Origin of the sequence: Halomonas organivorans, from assembly GCF_014192055.1 — a bacterium.
Lineage (GTDB): Bacteria > Pseudomonadota > Gammaproteobacteria > Pseudomonadales > Halomonadaceae > Halomonas > Halomonas organivorans.
In genome coordinates this window covers 273,465-288,389 of the sequence record NZ_JACHXM010000002.1, presented here as the reverse complement: position 1 = coordinate 288,389, position 14,925 = coordinate 273,465, and the positions used below count along the sequence as shown (strand labels likewise).

Annotated in this window: 15 protein-coding genes; 9 read left to right on the top strand and 6 right to left on the bottom strand. The window is 68.1% G+C overall.

The genetic code is table 11. The features are described from left to right. From FHR96_RS04000 to FHR96_RS03985, 4 genes are all read left to right on the top strand, one after another. Positions 1-648: zinc ABC transporter substrate-binding protein (locus tag FHR96_RS04000; RefSeq protein ID WP_183386364.1), on the top strand; the 648-nt coding region annotated here is incomplete at its 5' end. Positions 649-801: 153 nt separating this feature from the next. Then, complete coding sequence (locus FHR96_RS03995; protein WP_183386363.1) at positions 802-1,536, top strand: maleate cis-trans isomerase family protein; 735 nt, start codon at positions 802-804, stop codon at positions 1,534-1,536. 317 nt (positions 1,537-1,853) lie between these two features. Further along, on the top strand, positions 1,854-2,129 hold the full coding sequence (locus FHR96_RS03990) for a hypothetical protein (protein WP_183386362.1): 276 nt from the start codon (positions 1,854-1,856) through the stop codon (positions 2,127-2,129). Positions 2,130-2,254: 125 nt separating this feature from the next. Beyond that, on the top strand, positions 2,255-2,725 hold the full coding sequence (locus FHR96_RS03985) for a GFA family protein (protein ID WP_183386361.1): 471 nt from the start codon (positions 2,255-2,257) through the stop codon (positions 2,723-2,725). Positions 2,726-2,863: 138 nt separating this feature from the next. On the opposite strand, the gene nhaD is transcribed toward FHR96_RS03985, so the two are convergent. Next, complete coding sequence (gene nhaD / locus FHR96_RS03980; protein ID WP_221195684.1) at positions 2,864-4,348, bottom strand: sodium:proton antiporter NhaD; 1,485 nt, start codon at positions 4,346-4,348, stop codon at positions 2,864-2,866. Positions 4,349-4,616: 268 nt separating this feature from the next. Then, complete coding sequence (locus FHR96_RS03975) at positions 4,617-5,759, bottom strand: ChaN family lipoprotein (RefSeq protein ID WP_183386360.1); 1,143 nt, start codon at positions 5,757-5,759, stop codon at positions 4,617-4,619. 298 nt (positions 5,760-6,057) lie between these two features. Between FHR96_RS03975 and FHR96_RS03970 the strand changes: the two genes are divergently transcribed. From FHR96_RS03970 to FHR96_RS03960, 3 genes are all read left to right on the top strand, one after another. Beyond that, the gene (locus tag FHR96_RS03970) at positions 6,058-7,020 is read left to right on the top strand and encodes a YbgA family protein (protein WP_183386359.1); all 963 of its coding nucleotides are present in this window, start codon (positions 6,058-6,060) and stop codon (positions 7,018-7,020) included. Next, entirely contained in the window at positions 7,010-8,209 is a 1,200-nt protein-coding gene (locus FHR96_RS03965; RefSeq protein WP_183386358.1) for a methyltransferase, read from the top strand. Before FHR96_RS03970 ends, FHR96_RS03965 begins: the two co-directional genes overlap by 11 nt. Positions 8,210-8,287: 78 nt before the next feature. Continuing rightward, positions 8,288-8,773: a GNAT family N-acetyltransferase gene (locus tag FHR96_RS03960; protein ID WP_183386357.1), complete on the top strand. Its 486-nt coding sequence runs from the start codon at positions 8,288-8,290 to the stop codon at positions 8,771-8,773. Between the two features lie 77 nt (positions 8,774-8,850). On the opposite strand, the gene FHR96_RS03955 is transcribed toward FHR96_RS03960, so the two are convergent. The 4 genes from FHR96_RS03955 to FHR96_RS03940 all read right to left on the bottom strand — a co-directional run bounded on the left by FHR96_RS03955 (position 8,851) and on the right by FHR96_RS03940 (position 11,957). Next, the gene (locus tag FHR96_RS03955; protein ID WP_183386356.1) at positions 8,851-9,321 is read right to left on the bottom strand and encodes an aminoacyl-tRNA deacylase; all 471 of its coding nucleotides are present in this window, start codon (positions 9,319-9,321) and stop codon (positions 8,851-8,853) included. Positions 9,322-9,531: 210 nt separating this feature from the next. Continuing rightward, a complete protein-coding gene (locus FHR96_RS03950; RefSeq protein WP_183386355.1) occupies positions 9,532-10,011 on the bottom strand; it encodes a hypothetical protein in 480 nt (159 codons plus the stop codon). Positions 10,012-10,314: 303 nt separating this feature from the next. Then, positions 10,315-11,088, bottom strand: coding sequence for a triose-phosphate isomerase (locus FHR96_RS03945; protein ID WP_183386354.1), 774 nt, complete (start codon positions 11,086-11,088; stop codon positions 10,315-10,317). A gap of 74 nt (positions 11,089-11,162) precedes the next feature. Then, positions 11,163-11,957 (bottom strand): TIM barrel protein, encoded by a 795-nt coding sequence (locus FHR96_RS03940; protein WP_183386353.1) that lies wholly within the window; start codon positions 11,955-11,957, stop codon positions 11,163-11,165. Between the two features lie 186 nt (positions 11,958-12,143). Here FHR96_RS03940 and FHR96_RS03935 point away from each other — a divergent pair, with 186 nt between their 5' ends. Beyond that, positions 12,144-13,127: a sugar-binding transcriptional regulator gene (locus tag FHR96_RS03935; RefSeq protein ID WP_183386352.1), complete on the top strand. Its 984-nt coding sequence runs from the start codon at positions 12,144-12,146 to the stop codon at positions 13,125-13,127. A 232-nt stretch (positions 13,128-13,359) separates the two neighbouring features. Further along, positions 13,360-14,922, top strand: a complete 1,563-nt coding sequence (locus tag FHR96_RS03930) for an FGGY-family carbohydrate kinase (protein WP_183386351.1) — start codon at positions 13,360-13,362, stop codon at positions 14,920-14,922. Positions 14,923-14,925 lie beyond the last annotated feature (3 nt).

Genomic DNA, 14,925 nt, shown 5'->3' with positions numbered 1-14,925 from the left:
GACCACGACCACGACCACGACCACGACCACGACCACGACCACGACCACGACCACGACCACGACCACGACCACGACCACGACCACGACCACGACCACGACCACGGCGCCGGGCACCATCATGCTCACCACGGCCTCGATCCCCATGCCTGGCTGGACCCGCGCAATGCCCAGGTGTGGCTCGGCGTCATGGCCGAGACGCTGGCCGAGGCCGACCCGGAACATGCCGATGCCTATCGCGATAACGCCCGTCGCGGTCAGGCGGAGCTGGAGCAATTGATCGGGCAGGTCCAGCAGCGTCTGGAGGATGCCGGTGACCCCCGCTTCATTGTCTTCCACGATGCCTACCAGTACTTCGAGCGGCGCTTCGGCGTACCGGCGGCCGGCGCCATCTCGCTGGGAGACGCCTCCGACCCGAGCCCGGCGCGAATTCGCGAGATCCAGCAGAAGGTCACGGAACTCGGCATCGACTGCGTCTTCTCCGAGCCCCAGTTCAATCCCGATCTGGTGCGCAGCGTGTTCGGCGACATGCCCGTGGATACCTCGACGGTCATCGATCCGCTGGGCGTGGGGCACGAGCCCGGCCCCGACCTCTATGCCGGGGTCATTCGCGACCTGGCCGAAGGCGTGGCGGGGTGTGCGGCGCATTGACGACGGCAAGCAGGCGAAGGGGCAGAGAGAAAGTGTCCATGGAGGAGGCCGTGGAGCTAGCGAGATGGTCATGTGGCGATGTCTTGGGCAGCGTCGAGCGCCCTGCTAGAGTTTCGGGGCAATCATCTCGACACTCACGGAGGACCGCGTCCGATGAGCATCTCCGACGCCCGGCTTGGCATCCTGCTGCCCGATGACGGCCCGGACGACTACGAGTGGCACGAGCTGGCCGCGCGCCAGGGCGGGGAGTCGCCCCGTTTCCTGGTGGGCAGGGTGTCCAGCGATGGCCATCATTCCCCGGCGGCGCTGCTGGCCCTCGGTGACCCCGAGCGGCTTGCGCCGGTAGGCCGCGAACTCGTCGCTCAGGGCGCCGGGGCCGTGATCTGGGCCTGCACCAGCGCCAGCTTCATCGGCGGGCTCGAGTGGGCCCGCGAACAGGCCAAGCGACTGGAAACGGTCCTGGACGTGCCGGTCACCAGCACCGCACTGGCCTTCCTGGAGGTCCTCGAGGCGCTGGGTCACCGCCAGGTGGACCTGCTGAGCCCCTATCCCGACGACGTCACCCTGCGCCTGGTGAGCTTCCTGCGCGAGGCGGGGGTGTCGGCGGGCACGGTGAAGTCCCTCGACTGCCCCTATGCCGCCGATTCCCATGCGGCTGACATCCTGTACGAGGTGAGATCCCTGCGCGCGCAGCATCCAGAGGCCACCGCGCCGCTGTTGATCCCCGATACCGCCGTCAACAGCCTCGGCGTGCTGGCGGCCCTGCAGGCAGAGGCGGGCAGGCGCGTGTTGACCGCCAACCAGGTGACGCTATGGGCGGCACTTCGTCGCCTGTCGGCCGTCGAGGCTACCCCATGGCCGCTTGGCGACCTGGACGGGTTGCGCTGAGCGCAAGCGCATCGGGCCGGTTTGGCAAGCGAGATCAGCGACACGCCGGCCCCGGCAGCCGGACTTTTTTTCATTGGCCTCTCGCAAGGGTGGCCGAGAGCTATAGTGAAGAAGCCAACGCCGGGCGCCCACCCAAGGCGGCCAGAAGGCGAAGCGCCGAGAACCTGGGGCCTCCCACGGGTCCCCACTTTCCCCCGCAACTCCTCTCCACCACACCAGGACGGGCATGGCTGGTGGCACGGTCGTGCCCCGGTCGAGCATCGTGTCGGCCGGGTGCATGCTTTGCAATACGGATCGTAGAATCGTTGAGGTGTCCCATGAAACGCATGATTCTGGCGACGTCATTGGTCGTGGGGCTGATGACATGCGGTTCACTGATGGCCATGGAGCCGCTCATGTCGGTATCGCCTTCCGCCGACCTCCGCACCGCCGGGAACGACACTGCGCTGCAGATCGGCGAGAGCCCGATGCTGCTTGCCTCAGGCGATGCCTGGGAAATGCGCAGCGAACCACTGCAGCAGCCGCTCAGCCGCAAGATCGACAGGCCGATGCGGCGTCAGGACGTTCGCGAGACCAATCCCTGGTGGCGGTGAGCCACGCGGACAGGAAATGGCCGGGGCCATTGCCCCGGCCATTTCATTGGCGTGGCCGATGGCCCACCGCAAGAGGTTCTCATCGGCTAGGCTGTGGGCGACAGCGCAGCCCGAGGAGAGGCACCATGAAGCTAGAAGGATCCTGCCATTGCGGGTCGATACGCTTTCGCGTGGAGGCGCCGCACCCCTATCCCTTCAACCGTTGCTATTGCTCGATCTGTCGCAAGACCGCGGGTGGTGGCGGATACGCCATCAATCTCGGAGCGCTCGCCGCGACCCTGGAGGTCGAGGGCGCTGAACATGAGACGGTCTATCGTGCGGTCATCGACGGCGAAACGAGCAGCGGCGAGCGGCACTTCTGTTCGCGCTGCGGCAGCGCGCTGTGGGTCCATGATCCCCACTGGCCCGAGCTGGTGCATCCCTTCGCCTCGGCGATCGATACCGAATTGCCGGTGCCGCCGGAGCGTGTCCACCTGATGCTGGACAGCAAGGCATCCTGGGTCGACGTCGAGGCGGGGCCCGACGATCGCTGTTTCGCCGGCTACCCGGACGAGAGCCTGGCCGAATGGCACCGGCGCCTGGGCTTGGAGAGATAGGCCTGGAACCCGAGACCGATGGCGCCAGAGTGTCGACGTCGGAATATCGAGGTGAAAACGGTGGCCATGAAAGAACGCGCGGCGGGCCAGGGCCCGCCGCGCGTAGAGTGGATACCGGCCCGCCGGGGCCGGCCGTGTTCAGTGGAAGACCGTGAAGCTGTCGGCGTTGATCCACAGGTGGGTCAGCACGCTGGCGACGTAGCCAAGTGCAATGACCGGCGCCCAGCGCATGTGGGCGGCGAAGGTGTAGATGCCGCGGGCCTGGCCCATCAGCGCCACCCCGGCGGCGGAGCCCACCGACAGCAGGCTGCCGCCGACGCCGGCGGTCAGGGTGATCAGTAGCCAGTTGCCCATGGCCATGTCGGGGTTCATGGAGATCACCGCGAACATCACCGGGATGTTATCGACTACCGCCGAGACCAGGCCCAGTACCACGTTGGCCCAGGTCGGATCCCAGCCGGCATAGAGGGTCTGGGAGAGCAGGCCCAGATAGCCCATGAAGCCCAGGCCGCCGACGCTCATCACCACGCCGTAGAAGAACAGCAGGGTGTCCCACTCGGAGCGGGCGATCCGGGTGAAGACGTCGAATGGCACCACGCTGCCCAGCGACTCCAGCTTGCGCCAGTCTCCGCGCTGGCTGTAGCGGGTGCGCTTGCGCTCAAGCGAGCGCGGCAGGCTGCGGCGCAGGTAGTAGCCGAAGAACTGCAGGAAGCCCAGGCCGGTCATCATGCCCAGTGCCGGCGGCAGGTGCAGCACGGTGTGGCACAGTACGGAGATGACGATCGTCAGCAGGAACAGCAGGACGATCCGCCGAGCGCCGCGCTTGAGCCAGATATGCTCCTCGAGGGCACTGGGCTTCTTGTTCTGGATGAACAGGCTCATGATGATCGCCGGCACCAGATAGTTGACCAGCGATGGCCCCAGCAGCTCGAAGAACTCCTGGAACTCGACCAGCTTGGACTGCCAGACCATCAGCGTGGTGATGTCGCCGAAGGGGCTGAAGGCGCCGCCGGCGTTGGAGGCCACCACGATGTTGATGCAGCACAGGCCGATGAAGCGCTTGTCGCCCTCGGCCACCTTGAGCACCACCGCACACATCAGCATCGCGGTGGTCAGGTTGTTGGCGACGGTCGAGATCCAGAAGGCGAGGATGCCGGTGATCCAGTACAGGGCACGATAGCTGAAGCCCTTTTCCACCATCCAGGCGCGCAGCTTGTCGAAGACGCGGCGTTCCTCCATGGCGTTGACGTAGGTCATCGCCACCAGCAGGAAGAGCAGCAGTTCGGTGTATTCGAGCAGGGTTTCCTTGAAGGCGTGCTCGGCGGCATCCGGCAGGCCTTCCTGGACGTAGACCCAGCCGATCAACGTCCAGATAAGGCCCGCCGCGACCAGCACGGGCTTCGACTTGCGCATGTGCAGCTGTTCCTCTGCCATGACCAGGCCATAGGCAACGATGAACAGCGTGACGGCAATGAAGCCGCTCAACGAGTAGGTGAGATTCAGCTCGCCGGCCCCGGCGGCCAGCACCTGAGGGCTGAACAGCAGCAGGGCGGCGAGCACGACAAAACCTGGCAGCCGGTCGCGTTGCCGGAGCCAGTGTTGCGTACGACATCTTGTCAGCATGACGAAAGCATCCTGAGGTAGAGGAGGAGGGGTTGAAAAAGCGTGCGTAATTCTACTACATGACCGACTCGATCACTATGGACGTTTCACCTGGATGAGGGGTCCTGGCCCCCGACTTTCGGCTAGTTCTGAAGGAATCGTCATGGTCATCTGCCAGGCGGGCGCCAGCCTGGCGGAGCTGGCTTAAGGAACTCTTAAGACGCGGCGCAACAGGCAGGCGCCAGGGTGAAAAAGATGACAGGGTGGCATGGATCGCGTCGGTCGCGGTTCATGGGGCCGGAAAGCGGGCCAGCAGCTCTCGGCGTCGACCGTCCCGCTCCACCACGAGGGGCAGGGCGGTGCCGGGGAGCATGTCGTCGAGCAGGGCAAGCAGAGCGCCGGGGGCGTCCAGCGGTCGCCCGGCCGCCGAGACGAGGCGATCTCCCTCGCGCAGGCCGGAGGCCGCTGCCACGGAGTCCGCGGCCACCGCTTGGACGACCATGTCGTATGGCCCGGGACCGAGGCGGATGCCCAGCCGCCGCGGGGCGGGCGCGGTGTCATCGAGGGAGGTCGCCATGACGAAGAAACCGTCGGCCTGGCCTCGGGGCATTGGGTCGCAGGCAGCGGCCGCGTCCTGGGGCAGCAGTACCGCGGCATCCGGGATGCCCAGGTCCGCCAGCTGATGCGGCACGCCGTGGCCGCCGGCCAGGTGGCGAGATCCCATCAGTCCCACCACCAGGCCGTCGCCCTCGGCGGCCTGTGCCAGGCCGCTGGCCATGGCACGGTCCCACACCAGTTGGGCAGCGACGAAGGTGGCCTTGGCCTCGTCGTCCAGGTCGAAGCCGTGTTCGGAGAAGCTGTCCTCCAGCTCGTGGCGATAGGCAGGCGAGGCCGGGGCCGGCGCGGTGATGCCGAAGCGCTCCGCGAGTGGCACGCGGTTCCACCCCTCGCGAGACAGCCGATGGCGTAGCGCGCGCGAGACGTTCAGCGCCACCAGCGGCACCCTGTGCAGGCGTGCGAAGTGCAGGATGGGCCAATAGAGATCGGGATCGAGCCCCCAGTGCCGATACCAGTGGCTGGCGGCCAGGAACTCGGCCTCGCCGAGTTCTCCGGCCACCCAGGCGTCCAACGCCGGCTGGGCCTCTCGCGGAAGCATTTCCAGGCCGATCATCAGCTTCGGGTGCAGCGCAAGCAGCCCGGCCAGGGTATGCAACTGCCAGCGATGATGGTCGGGGCGATCGTGCCGCTCGCCCAGCAGCAGCACCCGGCGTTGGGCCATGGCGCCGAGCAGGGCGTCGTCGGCCACCGGAGCACCGTCGCCGGACAGCCACTGACCCGGGGCCGGGCAGTCGCGCGTTTCGGCGGCTGCCGGCGTGGCGAGGCCAAGCCACAGGGCGAGGGCGGCGAGGGCGCTGGCGGGGCGAGGGAACATGCGTGCTCCGGCAAGTGGTCCTGGCGCCAGACTACCCGGGGCGGGTGTGGCGGCAAAGTCCCCGGATGCCTAACTGGCTTGCATGGCGCGAGGTGCCCCGGCGCGTTGTGCTGCCGTGCCGGGCTGATCCTGAGCGGCCATGCCAAGCTCAACATCGGTAGCCAGGCCGAGCTGTTCCGGCAGTTCATGCTGTTCCAGCATCGCGAGGCGCGCGCCTGATCGGGCCTGGCATCTCGCGAGCCCAGGCGCCCGGCGTTATCCTGTGCGCATGGCAGTCACTGGCACAGGAGCGCTTGGCATGGCGCAGCAATCACAGCACGGCATCCCGGTCGGCATCAGCGCCTGCCTGACCGGCCAGGAGGTGCGCTACAACGGCGGTCACAAGCGGTCGCGCTACTGTCTACAGGTGCTCGCGGAGCGCTTCGCGTTCGAGCCCTTCTGCCCGGAGCTGGCGGCCGGGCTGGGCGTGCCCCGCGAGCCGATCCGCCTGGTCGGGAAGAGCGGCGAGACGCCCCGCGTCAAGGGCACCGTCGACGAGACGCTGGACGTCACCGAGAGATTGGAAGAGGTAAGCGAGACCTTCATCGAGGCGCACCGCCACCTGCGTGGCTTCATCTTGATGAAAGGCTCGCCCAGCTGCGGGCTCGAGCGGGTCAAGGTCTATCATCCCAACGGCATGCCCAGCCATGCCGATTCGGGCGCCTTCGTGCGTGCCTTGCGCCGCGGCTTTCCGGAACTGCCGCTGGAGGAGGAAGCTCGGCTCAACGACCCGGTGCTGCGCGAGAACTTCATCACCCGCATCTATGCCCTGGACGACTGGAAGCGCAGCGTCGAACCGGCGCCCAGCCATCATGCCCTGCTGCAGTTCCACAGCCGCCAGAAGTTCCTGCTCATGGCGCATCGGGTGGAGACCTATCGCGAGCTGGGCCGCTACCTGGCCGAGGCCCACCAGGTGCCGGTGGAGGAGGCCATGGCCCACTACCTGCAGCGCTTCATGGCGGCGCTGTCGCGGCCGGCCACCCGCAAGTCCCACACCAACGCCTTGATGCACGTGATGGGCTATCTCAAGCGCGCCCTGGATGGCGAGACCCGCCAGGACCTGCTGGCCGTGGTGGAGGAGTATCGCCTCCAGCAGGTGCCCCTGGCGGTGCCCATGCGGCTGCTCAATCACTATCTCAAGCGCCACGGCTCCGACTACATCCGTGCCCAGTCCTATCTCGCCCCGCATCCCTACGAGCTGGGCCTGCGCAATGCCATCTGAGCCGGACCTCGAGGCCCGCTTCGTCGCGCTCACCCGCCTGCTGGCCGACGGCCAGCCGCTGTGGCGACCGCTGCCGTTCCAGCACCGTGCCACGCCCTGGGGAAAGCATGCCCCGGGGCTCGCCGAGGCGCTGCTGGCGCTGCCCGACGACGCGGTCGAGCGGCTCCAGGCGGCGCCCTTCGAGGCGTCGCCGCTGGCGGCCTGGCTGCCGGTAGCCGAGCTTGCCGAGGCCGCGGCCCTGCCGGATCTGTCGGCAGGTGGCGCTGCGCTGCCCGAGGCCTGGGGCGAGGGCATCGGGGCGCGCAAGTGGCGTCAGCTCCAGGCCTTCGCCGGTTGCGTGGCGCCCGCCGAGGGCGAGTCGCTGGTGGAGTGGTGTGCCGGCAAGGGCCACCTGTCACGCACCCTGGCGCGGCTGCATGGCCGCCCGGTGACGGGCCTGGAGTGGCAGGCGGCGCTGTGCGAGGCGGGCCAGGCGCTAGCCGAGCGGCAGGCGCAGCCGGTGCGGTTACACCGGCAGGACGTGCTGGCCGACGACGCCGGAGATTGGCTGGAACCCGGGCGGCGGGTGACGGCGCTGCACGCCTGCGGCGACCTGCATGCCCGGCTGCTCGAGCTGGCCGCCGAGCGCGGCGCGGCGGTGAGCCTGGCGCCCTGCTGCTATCACCGTACCGAGGCCAGCGAGTATCTCGCGCTGTCGCGTCGCGGACGCGCGCTGATGGCCGAGCACGGCCTGGCGCTGTGCCGCGAGGATCTGGCCATGGCGGTGCAGGAGACGGTGACCGCACCGCAGGGCGTGCGCCGCCACCGGCAGCGCGCCAATGCCTGGCGGCTGGGCTTCGACCGACTGCAGCGCGAAGTGCGTGGCGATGACGCCTACCTGCCGGTGCCGAGCCTCGCCTATGGCCGGTTGCCCGATGACTTTGCCGGCTTCTGCCGCTGGGCGGCCGAGCGCAAGGGCGTCGCGCTGCCGGCCACGCTCGACTGGGCGGCCTATGAGACGGCGGGCTGGCGGCGCCTGGCCGAGGTCTCGCGCCTGGAGCTGGTGCGCCATCTTTATCGTCGCCCGCTGGAGGTCTGGCTGGGGCTGGATCGCGCCTGGCGACTGGTGGAAGCCGGCCAGCGGGTGCGCCTCGGTACCTTCTGCACGCGAGAGCTGACGCCTCGCAACCTGCTGCTCGAGACATGCTGATCGAGCCGGTTGTCGGGGCCCGGGGCCCGGCCCCATCATGACCCCGCACACTATGGGAATACTGACTGGGAAGACCGCATGTCCGACGACGACCTCCTGATCCGTCCGCTCCAGATGAGCGACAAGCCGGAGTGGGCCCGCCTGTGGCAAGACTATCTGACCTTCTACGGCACCGAGCTGCCGGAGGCGGTATATGACAACACCTTCGCCCGCCTGCTGACCCCGGGGCCCGGCGAGCCGAGCGGCTTCGTGGTCGAGGTGCCGGGGGAGGGGGAGCCTGATGCCCCGGTGCTCGCCGGGCTCGTCCACTACCTGTATCACGCCCACTGCTGGAAGCTGACCTCGGTCTGCTATCTCCAGGACCTGTTCGTCGACTCCCGCTATCGCGGGCGGCGCCTGGGGCGGCAACTGATCGAGCGGGTCTACGCCCAGGCCAGCGAAGACGGGGCGCCCGATGTCTACTGGATGACCCAGGACTTCAATCGCGAGGCCCGGCAGCTGTACGAACGCGTTGGTGCGCTGACGCCGTTCATCAAGTATGTACGCCCCCCACGCGATGCCTGAAGGCATGCCGGCGATGCCCTGACAGCGCTCGGCCACGCGACGAGGCGTGGCCGAGCGGTGGTGAACCCGGCCAGGGCTCAGTGGGGGCGACTGAAAGCGCCGTGTCGGCTTTCGGCCATCAGACGGTCGAACTCGTTGCCGCTCATGTGCACCAGCGTTTCGTGGTCGCCGGCATCGAAGTAGATGTCCGGCTGGTGGCGTAACTGGTCGTCGAGATAGACCTTGAGGCCATAGGCCTGGCCCACGGCGATCGTCGCGCCGGGGTCGCAGTCGCTGAACTCGTGCTGAATCTCCTCCTCGCTAGCCAGTTCGAGCTTCTCGTGGAACATCTGCGAGAGTTTCTCCAGATCCGCATCGCAGGTGCTGGGCACCACGGCGACGCGATAGCCCTGGTCGCCGTGCAGCATGATCGCCTTGGCCAGCTGGCTGCCGCCGATGTGCGATATCTGGGCGATGCGGCTGGTGGAAACTTCGCGTGGATGGGGAACCTCCTCGTAGTCGATATCACAGGCGCGGAGATACTCCCGTATCGTCATCGGCATGGCCATGACGTGCACTCCTTCGGCCCCCAGGGCCGACCCATCGGATTACCGTGTCTCCCTGCTTGGCATGCGTGTCTCCCTGACTAACAGGATAGTCCGCTCTGCAACGTCATCCAGGGAGCGGCCTGGCGGCTTTCGGCCGTCGGTCGCACCCCTGCGAGAAGCCGGCCTCGGGCCGGGCATCGCCCGGCGGGCGGCCATGGTCTGTCTCCGCGTTCACTGGGTGGGACGGGGAGCAAGCCTGCGCCGTTGCTCTTCGTCGAGGAGTTCGAACAGCGATTGCTGGAGCTGGCGGTGCTCCTGCCACATCTGTCGCTGCAGTTCGGCCAGCCGGGATTGCGTGTCGGCGAGGGCCTGGGGATCGCGCTTCTCGTCGGCGTAGAGCTGGGTCATCAGATCCTGCTGGAGGACCATCATCTCTCCCCCGTGCTCACATTGGCGCTGATGGAAGTCGTCCATCAACGCTCTGGCGCGCTGGCGTTGATCTTCGTTGAACAGCGACCAGGTATCGGGGCCCATGCCTGGGCCGTAGCCCCCCATCATGCCGGGACCCATGCCGTGACCGTAGCCCCCCATCATGCCCGGGCCCATGCCGGGACCGTAGTCGGCTCCACCATGGGCAAAGGCGGCGGGGCTGGAGAAGGCGGCGACGAGTATGGCGCCAAGGGCGTGACGCCGCAGTCTGCAACGTGGCATGAAGGTGTCTCCTGGCGGGCTCGGCCCGCGGTGCAGGGCGGATGCGGGCCTGGCCTACCGGGCGGAACCCGCATGTCTGCAGGCTAGCGCGGTGCCCTGGAAACGCCGTTGACACGCATCAATGAAACGGCGAGTCGGCATACCTGTTGGCCGCCCATAGGCTGCTGATTTCATGAGATTCAGCAAGGGAGGGCGACCCGGCAGGGTGCGGAGGATCTCGCCCTCGCCCGACGGACGGCTCCGTCGACAGAGGCGAGTGCCGTCACCGGCGCGTCACCTTGCGTCCCACCGCCAGGAAACGCCTCAGAGCGTTTGGCGTGTCGCCAGGACGCGCGTGGCGATATCGCAAAGCCCCTCCGGCTGCCAGGCACTGCGCCCGATGAACAGGCCGGCGACCTCGGGCAGTGAGGCGAGCTCCGCGCAGTTTTCCGGGTTGACGCTGCCGCCGTAGAGCACCGGCAGCGGCGCGCCCTGGGGCGTGTTCGGCAGCGCCTCGCGAATCCGGCGATGCATCCAGCCGGCATCCTCGGCCGTGGCGGGTGTGCCGTGTTCGCCGATGGCCCATACCGGCTCGTAGGCGATCAGCACCCGGTCCAGCGCCTCGGCGGACACCTCGCTGAGGGCGATCCGGCACTGGCGGATCACGGTATCGGCGGCCACGCCCTGGGCTTTCTCCTCCGCGGTCTCGCCGACGCAGATCAGCGGACGCAGCCCTTGGGCCAGGGCGGCTCGAACCTTGCGGCTGACCGCGCTGTCGGTCTCGTTGAAGTACTGGCGTCGCTCGGAGTGCCCCAACTCGACGATGTCGGCGCCGCAGTCCCGGACCATCGGCGGCGATATCTCCCCGGTGTAGGCGCCGTCATCGGCCCAGTGCATGTTCTGGGCGCCGACCATCACCGGCGTGTCGGCCAGCGCCCGGCATACCTCGCCGAGCGCGGTGAAGGGGGGAATCACGAAGCCCTGCAGCCGCGAGTCGCGCAGTACGTCGGCGTCCTGCAGGGCGGCGCAGTAGTCGGCGGCCTCACCCAGCGTCTTGTTCATCTTCCAACTGGTGCCTACCCAGAATGGCATGGTCATGTCGGGCGTCCTCTCATGTGGTCGGTCTTGTGGTCGGTCTTGTGGTCGGTCGGTGTCGTCGATCTCGGTGGGCATCAGGCGTGGCGGATGTCGTAGTCGCGGATCCAGGCCAGCGAGGCTTCGGTCCCGGCACTGGGGCTGTACTCCAGCGAGATGAAGCGGTCGAAGGCCAGGCGCTCCAGCTCGGCGAACAGGAAGCGGTAGTTGATCTCCCCGGTGCCCGGCTCGTGGCGCCCCGGGTTGTCGGCCAGTTGGATGAAGCCGATGCGATCCAGGTAGTGGCGCAGCGTTTCGACGAGCTCTCCCTCCGAGCGCTGCATCTGATAGAAGTCGTACTGGATCAACAGGTTGGGATGTTCGACTGCGTCCAGAAGGGCCGCCGCCTGGGCGGTGTTGACCAGCGGGTAGCCGGGGTGGGTGATGGGATTGAGCGGCTCCACCAGCAGGCGGATGCCGGCCTGGGCGGTGGCCTCGGCAGCAAGGCGCAGGTTGTCGATCAGCGTCTGGCGCTGGCGCTCAGGCGCCAAGCCCTCGCGCGGGTAGCCCAGCGGGCAGTTGAGCTGGCCGCAGCCGAGCTTCCCGGCGATCTCGATGGTGGCGTCTAGCCCGCGAAAGAACTCGTCGCGGCGATCCGGCAGTACGGCGATGCCGCGCTCGCCGGCCTCCCAGTCGCCGCCCGGCAGATTGAAGTGAATGATCGACACGCCGGCCCGATCGGCGGCCTCGCGAATCGCCTCGGGGCGCTCGCAGAACGGATAGGGGTTGTGGAACTCCACGTAGCGAAAGCCCGCGGTGCGGGCACGGGCGAAGCGCTCCAGGAAGGGCACTTCGGTGAACATGAACGTCAGATTGGCGGCGAGCTTGAGCACGCTGACCTCCTGCCTTGTCGTTGTTGGTGGGGCCTGGGGCACCGCTTCCTGGCGCCTTGCGGCCCGTCATGGTGAGGCTGTCGAGGTCGATATCGCGCATCGACGGAACGTCTTGACAGGCTCGATAACCTACCCTAGCGTTATTTTTAACAACGCATGAACAAAATATCAAAGCCGGAGACCACCATGAAAAACACCCCGCCCAGCCATAGCGAGAGCGACCTGGCCCTGAGAGCGGCCTGGCTGTCCTATGTGGGGGGCTATACCCAGGCGCAGATCGCCGATCGCCTGATGGTGTCGCGCATGAAGGTGCACCGGCTGATCGCTGCGGCCCACGAAATGGGCGCCGTCCAGGTGTTCATCAAGGGCTCGCCCGAAGCGTTGCTGACCCTGGAAGACGAGCTCAAGCGGCGCATGAACCTCGAGACCTGCTCGGTGGTGCCGGCGATGCCGGCGGAGGAGGGCGTCAACCCCGCCGCCAATCTGGGCATGGCTGCGGCCTACTACCTGAAGAGCCGGCTGGATGCCAAGAGTGTCGAGGTGCTCGGGCTGGGCTGGGGCCGAAGCCTGTCGGAGATGGTCAACTGCCTGCCGCAGATGGACTGCCCCCGGCTCAAGATGGTCCCGGTGCTGGGCAGCGTGGTGCGCAAGATGGCCCTGAACCCCTACGACGTCATCCATCGCCTGGTCGACAAGACCGGCGGCGAGGGCTACCTGCTGCCGGTGCCGCTGTTCGCCGACACCGCCGAGCACAAGCGCGTGCTGATGGAGCAGCGCAGCGTGCAGGACGTCATCAATATCGCCACGTCCGCCGACCTGACCATGGTGGGGCTGGGCGCGGTGCCGTCGCAGGGCCATTCGCTGCTGATGGAGCTCGGCGAGCTCGACGCCGAGGACGCCCGCCGGCTGCGCGACGCCGGCGCCGAGGCCGAACTGCTGGGCCAGTTCCTGGATGCCCACGGCAACCGGGTGGACTGCGAGATCAACGCCCGCACCCTGGGGCTCGGCCTCGAGCAGTTGCGTGACCATCACATCGTGGCCGTCGCCGGCGGCGAGGAGAAGGTCAGCGCGACCCTCTCGGTGCTGCGCAGCGGGCTGCTCAAGGGGCTGATCACCGACGAGGTCGTCGCCCGCGCGGTGCTGGACCGGCTCGACCAGGAGAGTAGCTAGGCCACCGCGGCCGTCAGCCGAGACACGCCACGACAACGATAACGACGGAAGACGCGCATGGCCCTCAGGCGAGACGAACGCCGCCGGGCCCGACGATCTTCCGCGAGGTACCAGGCGGCACCGCATCGCCGTGCCGCTCGCCAGCTCACAACAAGAGACAACATCATGTCGAGCTCGACCCACGACGACGCCCGCGTGCGTCTCGCCACCGTCCCCGCCCGGGAGGTGTGCCATGCAGGATGAGGTCATCGTCGGCCTGGATGCCGGCACTTCGGTGATCAAGGCCGTGGCCTTCGATCGCCAGGGCCGCGAACTGGCCAAGTCCCAGTGCGAGAATCGCCTCGAGAACCGCCCGGATGGTGGCGTCGAACAGAGCCTGCCGGACACCTGGGCCGCGGCCCGGACCACGCTCCAGCGCCTGTTCGCCGAGCATCCCGCGCTCGTCTCGCGCCTGGCCGCCATCGCGGTGACCGGCCAGGGCGACGGCACCTGGATGATCGACGCCGAGGGGCGCCCCGTGGGCAATGCCCTGCTGTGGCTCGACAGTCGCGCCAGCGACATCGTCTCCCACTGGCGGGCGACCCGCACCGGACCCGAGGCCTATCGTCGCACCGGGACCGGGCTCAACCAGTCGATCCAGAGCGGCCAGCTGAGCTGGCTCGAGCGCCATGCCCCCGAGCGCCTCGAGGCCGCGGCCACCGTCTTCCACTGCAAGGACTGGCTGTACTTCTGCCTGACCGGCGACCGCGCCACCGACCCGGCCGAGGCGCTGTGGACCTACGGCGACTTTCGCAGCGGCGAGTACTCGGACTCGGTGCTCGAGGCCTTCGGCCTGGCCGGATACCGCGACCGGCTGCCGCGGATCGTCGACGGCAGCCGCGAGCACGGCGCCCTCGACGCCGCGGTGGCCCGCGAGATCGGCGTGGCCGAGGGCACGCCGGTGGTGCTGGCGCCGGTGGACATGCTGGCCACCGGCCTCGGCGCCGGCGTCTATGAGCCCGGCAAGCGGGTAGCCTGCAGCATCATCGGCACCACCGGTGCCCACCTGTGTGTGCGCGAGGACCCGCGAGACATCGTGCTCAGCAATCAGTCCTGCTACACCATGCCGTGCGTGGCGCCCGACACCTGGGTCCAGCTGTGCTCCAACATGGCCGCGACCCTCAACCTGGAGTGGTTCATCAAGGGTCTCAACCAGATGCTAGAGGCGCTGGGCGAAGCGCCACTCGCCGCCGATGGCCTGCTGCCTCGGCTCGATGCGGCGCTGGCCGACACCCCGCCGGGGCGACTCATCTATCACCCCTTCATCTGCGCCAACGGCGAGCGCGGCCCCTTCTTCAATCCCCGGGCCCGGGCCCAGTTCCTGGGGCTGTCCACCGAGGTCAACCACCTGCACATGGCGCGGGCCATCTACGAGGGCGTCGCCTTCGCCGCCCGCGACTGCTACCACGCCCTCGAGGCCCATCCGGAGGAGCTGCGGCTGACCGGCGGCGCCGCCCAGAGCCGCACGCTGTGCACCATCCTCGCCTCGGTGATGGGCGTGCCGGTGCGCACCCTGACGCGGAGCGAAACCGGCGCCGCCGGCGCCGCCATGGTGGCGAGCCTGTGCCTGGGACATCACCGCGACCTGGCCGAGGCCTGCCGGACCTGGGTGACGCCCTTCCTGGCCGAGGAGTGCGTGGCGCCGGATCCCGCGCTGCAGAACCTCTATGAGCGGCTGTTCGGCGTCTACCGCCGTTCCCATACCAATTCCGACGGCTTCTGGCGCCATCTCGAGCGTGTCAACGCCGAGAGCTGAAGC

Coding starts and splice junctions, on each gene's coding strand:
- FHR96_RS03975 (WP_183386360.1), bottom strand. CDS start 5,759: ATGTTCCCTCGCCCCGCCAGCGCCCTCGCCGCCCTCGCCCTGTGGCTT.
- FHR96_RS03950 (WP_183386355.1), bottom strand. CDS start 10,011: ATGCCACGTTGCAGACTGCGGCGTCACGCCCTTGGCGCCATACTCGTC.
- nhaD (WP_221195684.1), bottom strand. CDS start 4,348: ATGCTGACAAGATGTCGTACGCAACACTGGCTCCGGCAACGCGACCGG.
- FHR96_RS03955 (WP_183386356.1), bottom strand. CDS start 9,321: ATGGCCATGCCGATGACGATACGGGAGTATCTCCGCGCCTGTGATATC.
- FHR96_RS03985 (WP_183386361.1), top strand. CDS start 2,255: ATGAAGCTAGAAGGATCCTGCCATTGCGGGTCGATACGCTTTCGCGTG.
- FHR96_RS03960 (WP_183386357.1), top strand. CDS start 8,288: ATGTCCGACGACGACCTCCTGATCCGTCCGCTCCAGATGAGCGACAAG.
- FHR96_RS03930 (WP_183386351.1), top strand. CDS start 13,360: ATGCAGGATGAGGTCATCGTCGGCCTGGATGCCGGCACTTCGGTGATC.
- FHR96_RS03935 (WP_183386352.1), top strand. CDS start 12,144: ATGAAAAACACCCCGCCCAGCCATAGCGAGAGCGACCTGGCCCTGAGA.
- FHR96_RS03965 (WP_183386358.1), top strand. CDS start 7,010: ATGCCATCTGAGCCGGACCTCGAGGCCCGCTTCGTCGCGCTCACCCGC.
- FHR96_RS03945 (WP_183386354.1), bottom strand. CDS start 11,088: ATGACCATGCCATTCTGGGTAGGCACCAGTTGGAAGATGAACAAGACG.
- FHR96_RS03990 (WP_183386362.1), top strand. CDS start 1,854: ATGAAACGCATGATTCTGGCGACGTCATTGGTCGTGGGGCTGATGACA.
- FHR96_RS03995 (WP_183386363.1), top strand. CDS start 802: ATGAGCATCTCCGACGCCCGGCTTGGCATCCTGCTGCCCGATGACGGC.
- FHR96_RS03970 (WP_183386359.1), top strand. CDS start 6,058: ATGGCGCAGCAATCACAGCACGGCATCCCGGTCGGCATCAGCGCCTGC.